The organism is Salmonella sp. SJTUF15570 (assembly GCF_043357055.1).
GTDB lineage: Bacteria > Pseudomonadota > Gammaproteobacteria > Enterobacterales > Enterobacteriaceae > Salmonella > Salmonella enterica.
In genome coordinates, this window is record NZ_JBEUKJ010000003.1 from 64,054 (window position 1) to 77,161 (window position 13,108).

General features: G+C 53.1%; 12 protein-coding genes. 5 read left to right on the top strand and 7 right to left on the bottom strand.

The annotated features are described in order from the left end of the window. Positions 1-6: 6 nt before the first annotated feature. From ABVN44_RS06645 to sthE, 3 genes are read left to right on the top strand one after another with little or no spacing between them, the layout of a single operon-like run. Entirely contained in the window at positions 7-2,544 is a 2,538-nt protein-coding gene (locus tag ABVN44_RS06645; RefSeq protein WP_023232162.1) for a fimbrial outer membrane usher protein, read from the top strand. A gap of 17 nt (positions 2,545-2,561) precedes the next feature. After that, positions 2,562-3,119, top strand: a complete 558-nt coding sequence (locus ABVN44_RS06650; RefSeq protein WP_001056980.1) for a fimbrial protein — start codon at positions 2,562-2,564, stop codon at positions 3,117-3,119. Positions 3,120-3,159: 40 nt separating this feature from the next. After that, positions 3,160-4,245, top strand: a complete 1,086-nt coding sequence (sthE, locus tag ABVN44_RS06655) for a fimbrial major subunit SthE (protein WP_023181320.1) — start codon at positions 3,160-3,162, stop codon at positions 4,243-4,245. A 57-nt stretch (positions 4,246-4,302) separates the two neighbouring features. Here the strand turns inward: sthE and creD are convergent, their stop codons facing one another. The 4 genes from creD to creA are packed head-to-tail and all read right to left on the bottom strand — an operon-like array spanning position 4,303 to position 8,309. Then, the gene (gene creD / locus ABVN44_RS06660) at positions 4,303-5,652 is read right to left on the bottom strand and encodes a cell envelope integrity protein CreD (RefSeq protein WP_000920382.1); all 1,350 of its coding nucleotides are present in this window, start codon (positions 5,650-5,652) and stop codon (positions 4,303-4,305) included. A 57-nt stretch (positions 5,653-5,709) separates the two neighbouring features. Next, positions 5,710-7,134 (bottom strand): two-component system sensor histidine kinase CreC, encoded by a 1,425-nt coding sequence (gene creC / locus ABVN44_RS06665; protein WP_023232163.1) that lies wholly within the window; start codon positions 7,132-7,134, stop codon positions 5,710-5,712. Beyond that, positions 7,134-7,823, bottom strand: a complete 690-nt coding sequence (gene creB / locus ABVN44_RS06670) for a two-component system response regulator CreB (protein ID WP_001187046.1) — start codon at positions 7,821-7,823, stop codon at positions 7,134-7,136. The genes creC and creB overlap by 1 nt, the downstream gene beginning before the upstream one ends. A 12-nt stretch (positions 7,824-7,835) precedes the next feature. Beyond that, positions 7,836-8,309 carry a protein CreA gene (creA, locus tag ABVN44_RS06675; RefSeq protein WP_000875811.1) on the bottom strand — a complete coding sequence of 158 codons (474 nt, stop codon included), beginning with the start codon at positions 8,307-8,309 and terminating at the stop codon, positions 7,836-7,838. Positions 8,310-8,520: 211 nt separating this feature from the next. Here creA and robA point away from each other — a divergent pair, with 211 nt between their 5' ends. After that, positions 8,521-9,390, top strand: coding sequence for an MDR efflux pump AcrAB transcriptional activator RobA (robA, locus tag ABVN44_RS06680; protein ID WP_023232164.1), 870 nt, complete (start codon positions 8,521-8,523; stop codon positions 9,388-9,390). Here the strand turns inward: robA and gpmB are convergent. Further along, positions 9,387-10,034: a 2,3-diphosphoglycerate-dependent phosphoglycerate mutase GpmB gene (gpmB, locus tag ABVN44_RS06685; protein WP_000942363.1), complete on the bottom strand. Its 648-nt coding sequence runs from the start codon at positions 10,032-10,034 to the stop codon at positions 9,387-9,389. The genes robA and gpmB overlap by 4 nt on opposite strands. 48 nt (positions 10,035-10,082) lie before the next feature. Here gpmB and yjjX point away from each other — a divergent pair, with 48 nt between their 5' ends. Further along, complete coding sequence (gene yjjX, locus ABVN44_RS06690; protein ID WP_000554310.1) at positions 10,083-10,598, top strand: inosine/xanthosine triphosphatase; 516 nt, start codon at positions 10,083-10,085, stop codon at positions 10,596-10,598. A gap of 101 nt (positions 10,599-10,699) precedes the next feature. On the opposite strand, the gene trpR is transcribed toward yjjX, so the two are convergent. Together trpR and sltY are read right to left on the bottom strand one after the other, a co-directional pair. Beyond that, on the bottom strand, positions 10,700-11,026 hold the full coding sequence (trpR, locus tag ABVN44_RS06695; protein ID WP_000192002.1) for a trp operon repressor: 327 nt from the start codon (positions 11,024-11,026) through the stop codon (positions 10,700-10,702). A gap of 57 nt (positions 11,027-11,083) precedes the next feature. Further along, positions 11,084-13,021: a murein transglycosylase gene (sltY, locus tag ABVN44_RS06700; protein WP_023232165.1), complete on the bottom strand. Its 1,938-nt coding sequence runs from the start codon at positions 13,019-13,021 to the stop codon at positions 11,084-11,086. Positions 13,022-13,108 lie beyond the last annotated feature (87 nt).

Genomic DNA, 13,108 nt, shown 5'->3' on the forward strand with positions numbered 1-13,108 from the left:
TTTACTGTGCAATTCTCCAGAGTAGAGCCCCGTTCTCAATTAGCGTTATCGTTTCTGTTTATATGCTGTTCCATAAAACCAGCGTTAGCGCATGATCATTTTAATCCATTATCGTTGGAAAATGATGAACCGGGCGTGGAGAATGTCGATCTATCGGTTTTCGAAAAGGGGGGGCAGGCAGAAGGCACCTATAATGTTGATATTTATATTAATAACACCAGTGTTGAAACAAAAAATATTGCCTTTAAAAATAAAAAATCAGCAGATAATAAGCTCTCCCTACAGCCGTGTCTTAGCGTTGAACAACTCAAGCAGTGGGGCGTAAAAACAGAAAACTTCCCCGAGCTTAAAAATGACCCAAACGGGTGTACCGATCTTAGTCTGCTGGCTGGCGCTGTAGCAAAGTTTAATGTCATCGGTAACCGGCTGGATTTAGCGATCCCTCAAATCGCGTTGATCGCCGACCCGCGAGAATTCGTCCCTACCAGCGAATGGGATGAAGGCATTAATGCTTTTTTGCTGAACTACAGTTTTACCGGATCGCAGGATCACGATATTGATGAAAACCGGACGGAAAATAGCGAATACGCTAACCTGCGCCCTGGTATTAACATTGGCGCATGGCGTTTTCGCAACTACTCAACCTGGAATCATGATAGCGATGGGCAAAATAGCTGGGATTCTGCCTACACCTATGTTTCTCGCGATATCGAATTTTTAAAAGGACAGCTGATCGCCGGGGAAAATAACACGCCCGCGGACGTCTTTGACAGTATTTCATTTAAAGGCGTACAGATCTCTTCTGATGACGATATGTTGCCGGACAGTATGAAAGGGTTCGCCCCGGTCATTCGCGGGGTGGCCAAAAGCAGCGCGCAGGTAACCGTTGAACAAAACGGTTATACCATCTACAAAACTAACGTTCCGGCGGGTCCATTCGCCATCAACGATCTTTATCCAACCGGCGGTTCGGGCGACCTGTACGTCACCATCAAAGAATCCGATGGTTCTGAACAGCATTTCATTGTGCCCTACGCCAGCGTTCCGGTATTACAGCGTGAAGGCCACCTGAAATACGACCTGACGGTAGGCCGCACGCGTTCATCAGATACGCATTCCGCGCAACAGAACTTCGCTGAACTGACGGCCTTATACGGATTAGCAGGCGGCATAACCGCCTATGGCGGAATAGAGAGTACGCTGAGCAATGATGTTTATCATGCGGCGCTCATCGGGACAGGCTTAAACCTTGGCGATCTGGGCGCATTGTCTTTAGACGTCACCAACTCATGGTCAAAAATTAAAGCAGGCGATGTGGTTAGCGATACGCTTACCGGACAGTCCTGGCGTATTCGTTACAGCAAAGATATTCAGTCAACAGGCACCAATTTCACTGTCGCTGGCTACCGTTATTCGACCAAAGATTACTACGCTCTTGAGGATGTGCTGGATACCTATAGCGATAATAGTCACTATGATCATGTCCGCAATCGCACCGACCTGTCGTTGTCGCAAGACATTGTCTACGGTTCCATTTCACTCACTTTATATAATGAAGATTACTGGAATGACACTCATACCACATCATTAGGTATTGGCTATAACAACACATGGCATAACGTAAGCTATGGCATTAACTATTCTTATACGCTGAACGCCGATAATTCTCAGGATGAAGACGACGATACGGAAGACAGTAATGACCAGCAAATTTCAATCAATATTAGTATTCCGTTAGATGCCTTTATGCCGTCAACGTATGCCACCTACAATATGAACTCCGCGAAAGACGGCGATACCACGCACACTGTCGGTTTAAACGGAACAGCGCTGGCACAGAAAAATCTCTCATGGAGCGTTCAGGAAGGTTATTCCTCTCAAGAGAAAGCCACCAGCGGTAATGTGAGCGCAACCTATAACGGGACGTATGCGGATATTAACGGCGGGTATAGCTACGATAATCATATGCGTCGCCTGAATTATGGCGTTCAGGGCGGCGTACTACTACATCGAAATGGCCTGACACTATCCCAGCCAATGGACGACACCATCATATTGGTTAAAGCCCCTGGCGCAGCGGGTGTCCCCGTGAATAACGAAACGGGCGTGGACACCGATTTTCGGGGCTATGCCGTCGTACCTTATGCTTCGCCTTACCATCGTAATGAAGTGTCTTTAGATACGACTGGCATTAGAAAAAATATTGAGCTCATTGATACCAGTAAAACACTGGTGCCTACCCGTGGCGCGGTGGTCAGGGCTGAATATAAAACCAATATTGGTTACAAGGCATTGATGGTATTAACCCGCATAAACAATCTGCCTGTTCCTTTTGGCGCGACCGTCTCGTCTTTAACAAAACCAAACAATCACAGCAGTTTTGTTGGTGATGCGGGGCAAGCCTGGTTAACCGGACTGGAAAAACAAGGGCGGTTATTAGTGAAGTGGGGGCCAACAGCAGCAGACCAGTGTCAGGTCTCTTATCGTATACCGAGCTCCCCCTCCGCTTCTGGCGTAGAAATCTTACACGAGCAATGCCAGTGATTCTGGTGGGATAAAAGATGAATATGAACAGATTTGCTGCATTAGCCGCCCTGTTAACGTTCACGGGTCTGGCATTATGGTCGCCCTCGATCAGCGCGGCATACAATACCGCAGATGCCGTAGACATTAACGTTACGGGATTAATTTATGCCGATCCGTGTACCGTGACGGTACCTGACACGATCTCTCTTGGGCAATATGCCCGGGCGGATATCGCTGTGGCCGGTGGCAATACCGCCACCATTCCTTTCACCATAAAAATGACGAATTGCCCGGCAACGACCACAAAAGCCGCGATTTCATTTAACGGCGTACCTTATCCCGATCCAAATTATGCTTCTGCAATTTATGCAAACAGCGCGGCCAATCCGGCGCAGGATTTAGGATTACAGCTTTTTAACCTGGACGGCAAAAGTCTGGTCAATCTGGCCAACAACGTCACTTACACGGTGGATATCAACAGTAATACCCATGAAGCCAATTTGCCTGTCGCCGCAAGGATGTATACCCCGTATGGAAAAGTCACGGCAGGGGATTTCACGTCCGTTGTGACGATCACTATCGCATGGCAATAACATCTTTCTATTTCACCTGGTATAAAAGCAGGAATTTTTCATGAGAAGGTTATATCTGGCGCTTATTCTGCTGTTCGCGTACTCCAGTCATGGTTACGCTTCCTGTAAACGTTCCGGTAATGAAGGCGCGATCACTATCACCCCGCCGTCGCAGCTTGTGGTGGATAGCCACGCCTATACCGCAGGCGAGGTGTTGTGGCAATCGGGCTGGGTTTCCACCTCCGAAGTCACAATGGATGGCTGTAGTCGCGATTATAAGGTCGGTTTTTTATATGAACCCGGTAGCGCGCAGTCAAATACATCAGCGACAATCAATGCGAATGACGGGAACAACACGCCGGTATTTAGCACCGGGATTTCCGGCGTGGGCATTGCGATTAAAACCCAAACGAATGCTGGCCCTTACGATAATGTCATGCCAATCGATAATACCTACCATAATGGCGATGGCAATAAAACACACCATGCGATGGCTCCCGCCTACAATGTTGAACTGGTCGCCTTAGGCGGTCCGATCACCTCCGGTACCGCGACATTCCAAAGCCCACTGGCGCGCGTATCTTTTCGCGATAGCGCAACGGAAGACTCCGGCGGCGACATCCTGACCCATCTGTATTTGGGGAATACGCAATTGATTATGAAAGCGATGGGATGTCGGGTAGAAACACCTGCCATCACCGTTGATTTAGGCAGCGTCAATTTAGGCAGTTTCGCTAACAGTCAAACCGCGGGCACAGGCGAGCAGGATATCTTATTGACCTGCGAACAAGGCACCGCTATTTCCGCATCGTTAAGCGCCCAACCGGCCAGCGGAAATAACCCTGATAATTCAGTCATCCAGTTGAGCAATGCGAGCGCGCCAACCAGCGCAACCGGCGTTGGCGTACAGTTGGGTATTCAGGCGCCGGACGCCGGTTTCTTTACCGACAGTTTGCCAATCAATCAAAAAATTGATCTCTTCACTCACACGATTACTACCAATGCCGATGGCAGCCAGACGGTTAACGGCGGAACCATGAATATGTCGACCACCCTGAAAATTAGCGCGCGCTACTATAAAACCGCCGCCACGGTAACGGCCGGGCAAGCGAATGCCACGGCAACATTAAACCTGACCTATAACTAACGGCATCACATTTTCTGGCGCTGCGCGGGAAAACGTTAACGCGCGCGCCCGTTAGATTTATTTCCACAAACGTAATTCGTCATCTTTTACTGGCGGTAATGACTTACGTTGCTGACAAGAGAGCGAATACCAGTCCAGATGGCGCGTCAGGAACATCACGCCGCCAAGCGCCAGTAGCAGAACGCCGGTACCCAGAAGCAACGAGCTATCTTCCGAACGCAGCAATCCCCACATCACGCCATCCAGCGCCAATAACGCTAGCGTAAACAGTACGCTATTGCGCCATCCTTTCAGCACTGCCTGCAAATAAACGCTATTCATCAACGCGCCCACCAGGCTGGCGGCGATCCAGGCTGGCGTGAAACCGATATGTTCCGACAGTGCCAGCAACAGCAGGTAGAACATCACCAGCGATAACCCCACCAGCAGATACTGCATCGGGTGTAACCGCTGCCCCGTCAGGGTTTCGAAGACAAAGAAAGCCATAAACGTTAGCGTAATCAACAAAATGGCATATTTCGTCGCTCTGTCCGTCAGTTGATACTGGTCGGCTGGCGTCGATACAGCGACGCTAAACGCCGGTAAGTTGTCCCAATCCACCTTTTGCGCATCAGCAAACTGTTCGCCGAGATTCGTGGCAAACCGGCTGGTTTGCCACTGGGCCTGAAATCCCGAACCGCTGATTGCGCGTTTACCGGGAAGAAAATCCCCCACAAAATTTGGGTGCGGCCAGTTGCTGGTCAGGGTCATTTCACTGCTACGCCCGACGGGAACCAGTGAAAAGCTGCCGGTTCCGCTTAAATTTAGCGACATCGCCAACGTCAGGTTGCGCGTCGCCCACTGACTGTCCGGCAGCGGGATATGAATGCCCTCTCTACTTTCCGGTAAGCCGGTTCCCGGTTCTACAGTGAGCGTTTCACCATTCACCTGCGGCGCTTTTACTGCGCTGATACCGCGCGCATCGCCGACGCCTACGACGATAAAGGGCTTTCCAAGGGTAATGTTCGGTCTGTTCAGCTCATGCAGACGGGCCACATCAAACTCCGCCTTTATCGCCATATCGGTATGCCACACCTGCCCCTGATAAATACCTATTTTTCGCGCTTCAACGTTTTGATTGCCTTCGACCAATAGCGACTCCGGCAGCCAAAAATAGAGATAACTGCGCTTATACTGGACCTCTTTCTCCTCTTCCAGCACGGTATAGAGCTCTGTCACCGGAACCGCCACCAGCGGGCCGACAACCTTTTGCGGGCCGCTGGTACTCTGACGAATAGCGGCTTCTACATGGCTTCGATAATCAGCACGCTCCACGATGGTGTGCCGTACCATCATCAGGGGAATTAACAGCAGGATCATGGCGCCACCTAACGTAATCATTTTCCACAACAGGGGGGATTTCAACATAGCGTTCTCCTTTGCAATGCCAGCAGTGTAAGAACGCGATGTGGGGAGAATTTGAAGTTATGTGAAGTGACGGTGAAGTGTCAACGAGGCCAGCACGCCGCCTTCGGGGCGGTTGCACAACGTCACCTCACCGTTGAGGAGCCGCGCCGCCTCGCTGACAAACGCCAGCCCAAGCCCGCTGCTTTTACGTCCGTTTTCACGGGGCAACGAATAGAATCGGTCGAAAATGCGCGGCAGCGCAAAATCAGGAATACCACAGCCGGAATCCGTCACCTGCAGGATCGCTTTCTCTCCCATCGGTTGAGCGCTTAATGTGATAACGCCATTTTCAGGCGTAAAGTCGATGGCATTGTCCAACACATTGCCCAGCGCCTGCGCCAGAAGCTCCGCGTCGGCGACGACAACCAGCGAGGAAGGCCGTAGAGTAAGGGTGATCTTTTTTGCCGCCAACTGAATACTGCGCGCCTCGCTAAGCTGCGTAAATAGCTCATCAACAGCAACCGGCGCGAGAGGGATATCCTGTCGGTTTTCCAGCCGCGCCTGGCGCAGCAGGGTTTCTACCAGCGCCTGCATTCGCGTATTTTGCGCCAGTATATTCTCTGTAAAGCGGGTAACCACATCCGCGGGCGGTCCTTCACGCAGAATCTCCGCCGCGCCGCGTATCGCCGCCAGCGGACTTTTCAGCTCATGAGTCAACGCATACACGTACTGCTCAATCTCATTCTTGCCTTCCAGCTTAATGCGCATACTCTCCAGCGCCTGCGCCAGTTTACGCAGCTCGCTGCTGCCTAATGCAGGTAACGCAAGCGGGCGGTTTTCGGTGACGGAATCCGCATAGCGCGTCAACCGGGCGATGGAGCGGTTAATCCACCAGACCATCCCCGCGCCAATCGCCAGCGCAATCCCCAGTAAAACGGCGCTGGCCCATAGAATGCGCCGTTCGCTGCGCTTAATCACCGGCGCCATTGCCGCATTCGGTTTACCGACAGACAGGACGCCGATAATCCGTCCATCGCTGATTATCGGCGCGGCTACGTACATCACGGTGCTATTGGGATCGGCAGAATCTTTTGCCGTGCTGCGGGCGCCATACTGTCCGCGCAGCGTAAGCCAGACGTCATTCCAGCGAGAATAATCCTGTCCCACCGCTTTGTTTTCCGAATCAAACAACACCTTCCCCTGCGCATCCGTCATATAGACATGGTATTCATTGCGCACTTTGACGATCCCGCTGATATTGGCGCGAAACGGGCGATGTTGCAGCTGGGCGAATGCTTTCGCCAACTGGCCGTCAGTCGGGTTGCCGGAAAGGAGATCGTCGCGGGCCAGCGCCGCCAGCAGCGTCGCGGTGTCAATCAGCGTCCCTTCCGTCGCGCGGCGGACGCCCGGCTTTATCTCCTGAACGAAGATAGACAGCACAAACACGGCGGCGACGGCGACAATAAGAAAGTAGCCCAGCAGCAAACGCATTCCGATGCGCATCAGACGCTCCTCAGGCTGTATCCCATTCCACGATGCGTGTTAATTGGCGAGAGATCCGGGTTGATCGCGCGTAGCTTAGCGCGCAGGGTTTTGATGTGTGTATCGACCGTCCGATCGAAGGTCTCCTGGGCATCAGACCAGACAATATCCATCAATTGCTGACGCGAGTACACGCGCTCCGGCGACAGCAGCAGGGTTTTAAGAAGCAGAAACTCATAACGCGTCAGCGAGAGCGGCGTACCAAACCAGGCGATCTGCGCCGCCGGTTCATTGAGTTCAAAATGTCCGGTACGCACCACCGGCGACGGCGCAGCAAACTTTTTCACCCGGCGCAGCAGCGTGCGCACGCGGGCGCTCACTTCGCGCGGCGAGAACGGCTTGGCGACATAATCATCTGCGCCGATCTCCAGACCAAGCAATCGATCCACTTCATCGCTACGGGCAGTCAGGAAAAGAATCGGCAGCGCAGGATGGCGTTCCAGCAACTGCCGACACAGCTCAAAGCCGCTGATATCCGGCAGTCCCACATCGAGAATCACCGCATCCGGCCGTTGCTGACGCGCTTTTTCCAGCGCGGGCAGCCCACGAGCGAATAGCTCAACGGTAAACCCTTCCAGTTGCAGGGTGTAGATGAGCGTATCGGCGATTCCCTGTTCATCCTCGACTAACCAGACCTGCGGTTGCTGCATACTCTTTCCCTGTTATTGTCGCCACGGCATGACCGGCACCGCGCTGATGGCGTTCTTCGGCGACCCGTCGACCACTTTGTCGGAATAGGCCAGATACGCCAGCGTGTTGCGTTTCTCATCATAGAAACGCACGACCTGCAATGACTTAAATATCAATGAGGTGCGTTTTTTGAACACCACCTCTCCCTGCGCCTTGCCGTTCTTAATTTTGTCGCTCAGTTCAATAGGCCCGACCTGCTGGCAAGAGATGGCGGCGTCAGACGTATCTTCCGCCAGCCCTAATCCGCCTTTTATGCCGCCCGTTTTCGCCCGGCTAACATAGCACGTCACGTTTTTGACATCAGGATCGTCAAAAGCTTCCACCACGATTTTATGGTCAGGACCGAACATTTTAAATACCGTATCGACTGAACCAATTTGTTCCGCACGGGCGCTCTGCCCCAGCAGCAACAAAATTGAGAAAAGTACTAAGCTCTTGTATTTCATATTGTTACCATTCATAAAAGTGACATTGCGTAATTATTAGACATTCTAAAATAAAATGGTTATAGATCACAGGATTAGAATAATTACCTGTCACGTTGCCTAAAAAAAGCATTTAAGCTCAAAAAAAACACTGAATGCTAAAAGAACAAAAAATGCTATTATCCTCTTACCTGATATCGGGTGCTCGTTGTTGAAAGGATGGGGATATTTTATGGATCAGGCTGGCATAATTCGCGACCTGTTAATCTGGCTGGAAGGTCATCTGGATCAGCCGCTGTCACTTGACAATGTGGCGGCAAAAGCAGGCTATTCCAAGTGGCACCTGCAGAGAATGTTTAAGGACGTGACGGGCCACGCCATTGGCGCTTACATCCGCGCCCGTCGTTTATCGAAATCAGCAGTAGCGCTGCGTTTGACCGCGCGTCCAATTCTGGATATTGCTCTTCAGTACCGCTTCGATTCTCAGCAAACCTTTACGCGCGCCTTTAAGAAACAGTTTTCCCAGACGCCAGCGCTGTATCGTCGCTCCTTGGAATGGAGCGCCTTTGGCATTCGCCCGCCATTACGGCTGGGCGAGTTTACCGTGCCGGAACATCAGTTCGTTACGCTGGAAGATACGCCGCTCCTTGGCGTCACGCAGAGCTATTCCTGCTCGCTGGAACAGATTTCCGACTTCCGCCACGAAATGCGCGTGCAATTCTGGCATGATTTCCTCGGTCATTCGCCAACTATTCCGCCAGTGCTTTATGGGCTTAATGAAACGCGCCCCAGCATGGAGAAAGACGATGAGCAGGAAGTATTCTATACCACCGCACTGCCGCAAGAGCAGGCCGATGGCTATGTTCAGTCGGCGCATCCTGTGCTGTTGCAGGGCGGTGAATACGTCATGTTCACCTATGAAGGGTTAGGAACCGGCGTGCAGGATTTTATCCTGACCGTTTACGGCACCTGTATGCCAATGCTGAATCTGACCCGTCGTAAAGGACAGGATATAGAGCGATACTACCCGTCAGAAGATACCAAAACCGGCGATCGCCCTATCAACCTGCGCTGCGAATTTCTGATCCCGATTCGCCGTTAACGCTGTAGCTCATCCAATGCAGGGGCGTCCAGATGCGAAACGTCCCCTGCGGTTTCTACCACCCACCCAGACGCCAGCCACTGACTTTCCTGGTAATCGATGCGGGAAATAGAGCAGTTGCGCAAACGTAACCGGCGTTCCGCCCAGGCGGGTAGTCCCAGTATAGTACTGACCAGACAGCCCAACGCGATACCGTGACTGACCAATAAAGGTCGGCTGCCCTGCGGTAGCTCCAGACAGGACGCCAGCGCGGCATGAACGCGATCGCTCAACTCCTGCATCGATTCCCCGCCGGGAATGCGGCCATCCTGCGTGCCGTTGACCAGCTGACGACGCCAGCCCTCTTCTTCTTCCGTCAGCGAATCGATCTGGCGCTTTTCCAGCACGCCCATATCCAGCTCGCGCAGGCGGGAGTCAAAGGTGATATCACACCCGCACGCCTGGGCGATAATCTCCGCCGTGCGTTTTGTGCGGCCTAAATCGCTGCTGATGATATGGGTGATGCCGAGGCTACGGGCGCGTTCTCCTACCTGCATGGCCTGCTGCTCGCCTTTTGCTGTCAGGGGACTGTCCGATTGGCCCTGAATACGTCGCTCGGCGTTCCACTGCGTTTCACCGTGGCGAACAAGGTATACCTGTAACATGTTTTTTTTCCGTTATACTGCGATAAATTTTTAAAACTGAGCTTAATTATGCACCAGGTTATCTCTGCGACCACCAATCCTGCCAAAATTCAGGCAATTCTACAGGCATTTGAAGAGATTTTCGGCGAAGGATCGTGCCATATTACGCCCGTCGCCGTCGAGAGCGGCGTACCGGAGCAGCCCTTCGGAAGCGAGGAAACGCGTGCTGGCGCACGAAATCGCGTGGATAATGCGCGACGCCTGCATCCACAAGCTGATTTCTGGGTAGCCATTGAAGCCGGAATTGACGATGACGCCACCTTCAGTTGGGTGGTGATTGATAACGGCGTTCAGCGCGGTGAAGCGCGATCGGCCACGCTGCCGCTGCCCGCCGTCATTCTCGACAGAGTCCGCCAGGGAGAAGCGCTTGGCCCGGTGATGTCCCACTATACCGGTATTGACGAGATTGGTCGCAAAGAGGGCGCCATTGGCGTATTTACCGCCGGAAAATTAACGCGCTCCAGCGTTTACTACCAGGCGGTGATTCTGGCGTTAAGCCCGTTTCATAACGCGGTGTATCGATAATTATTTGCGCTATGTTGTAGACCTGATAAGCACAGCGCCATCAGGCATTTCGTGGCGATATTGCCGGATGGCCGCTTCGCCTTATCCGGCCTACGAGCAAATCAGGCGTTTTTCAGCAGTATGTTCTCAAGCCAATGACGCAGTTCAACCGGCGCGGATTTCAGGCTGTTTGACCCGCGCGTGATGGTGGCGATGCCCGCCCCCAGCTCGGTTTTCAACTCGCGCTGGCTCATTTCGCCACGCAGCAACTCCTCAATAATGCGCACGCGCGTTCCCAGCGCTTCACGCTCGTCCGGCGTAAGCATCAGTTGTAATAAAGGCAGATGCAGATCCTCTGCATATGCCTGACGGAGTAACTCCACAAAACGAAGCCACTCCTGATTACGTTGTTCGGCGATAGCCGATGAATAAGGGGAATGCTGGGTCATGTTATACCGCCGTTTGTACTGTTACACGAGTACAAATGATAACATAACCCGTCTGCATTAATACCGTCGCTGCCACTCAGAGTCGCTCATTAAGGCCTCTTTCTGCCCCATAAAGTGGCGATAGTAAGCGTCATAGGCCAGAACATTTTTCACGTAGCCGCGCGTTTCCGAAAAGGGAATGCTTTCGACAAACGCTACGGCATCGATACGCCCGGCGCTATTGCCAAGCCAGGTGCGCACGCGCCCCGGCCCGGCGTTATACGCCGCCGAGGCGAAAATACGGTTATTACCAAACTGCTGATAGACATACTGCAAATAGCTGGTGCCAATGTTGATGTTGGTCTCCGGCTCCAGCAGTTGGCCGGGGCCGCGGTAGTCCGGAATCGAAAACATTTTCACCGTATGGGTGGCCGTTCCCGGCATAATCTGCATTAAGCCGCTGGCCCCTACCGGCGATTTTACTTTCGGGTTCCAGGCGCTCTCCTGGCGGGCAATCGCCATGGCATAGCTTTGTGAGATATCTTTTCCGCGGGTATAGCGGGTAAAAAGATCGTTATACGCCAGCGGGAAACGCTCCTCCAGATGATCCCACAGTTTTCCGGCGATCGTCGCCTGTACGCTCAGATCCCACCAGTGCTGGTTAAACGCATAGCGCGCCAGCTGCGCCTGTTCAGATTTACTACGGCTTTTTACCAGATTCGCCCATTCGCTGCGCGCCGTGTTATCCAGGTTCCAGTACATCAGCTCCCGTACACGCGCCATCTCCGGCCCCTGCGTCAACGCGCTGTTTACGTTGGCGGGCGCTTTATCGATTTTAAGCGTGTACTCTTCGCCTAAACGCTGCGCCGCGACCATCGGATAAAAACCGCGCTTCTGCATTAAAGCATGAAGGATCTCTTTCGCTTCGGCGTCACGACCGCGCTCCAGCAATAAATCCGCCTGCCAGTAACGCCACTCGTCTTTCTCTTTCGCCTCCATTGGCAGTCGGGCAAGCCAGGTATTGAGACCGCGACGATCGCCCATCCCCAGCGCCATACGCACGCGCCGCTCGATAAGCGACGTCGATTGCGAGCGCATAATCGCGTCATCGCGCCATTTCGCCTGCGCATCGGTCACATCGTTGCCCATCAGTCGCCAGGCAACGATATCGCGCAGCGCCTGCGTTTGTTCCTCATTAAGTTTCTGCGCCTGTATCAGCGAGGGGATCATCAGACGCGCATTTTCCGCGTCCTGGCGGGCGACGCTGGCAAACGCGACTTCCGCCATCTGGCGGGTAAAATCGGTGGCACCGGTGGTGCGTGCGAAGGTCAACACGTTATTAGGGTCATTAGCCAGGGTAATGATCGCTGAGGCGATCGTTTGATATTCCGTCGGCATCTGTCCGGCCAGCACCGTAACCAGCCCCGTATTTCCGGCTTTCATCGCCAGCCGAATACGTTCCAGATACGCCAGCGGGTCTTGCTTGCCGGAGGCCCGCCAGACGCTGAACAGTTTATCGCAGGCATTCGGCTGGCTTTTGCCGGTCAGCCAAAGGTCTTTCGCGCCCTGCCAGGCCGCTTCCGTTTGCCCGGTACTCCATTTCGCGTAGTAATAGTTACATTGCGCTTCCGTGGTGCCGGGTTTCTCCGGGCTAAACGCCAGCAAGCCGCGCCAGTCTTCACGACGCGCCAGCTCATTGACGAAGCGTGATTGCAGCGTACGCGCAGGCGGAAGCGTAGGATTGGCGCGCACAAACTGCGTGACAGCAATCGCCGGTTGGTTCATCAAATCGTCGGTGATCTTACGGTATTCCAGATACGGGTAGAGCGGATAATCTTTCAGACCCGGCATCATCTGCTCTACCACATCCATCTGGCGGTTGTCCCAGGCCTGCTTAATCTGCGCATAGCGGTTACGCTGCTCTTCCAGTGAGTCGGCCCGCGCGAGGTGACAAAAGGTCAGCAGGCATACGCTGGCGGCGACGAGACGCCAGACAAATGGTTTGGCTCTATCCACAAGCACTTCCTCAATTGTTATCCAATGCAGCATCATGCCGCGTAATGAATTTATGCTAACCAGTCATAGCCATTTGCGCCACGTTAC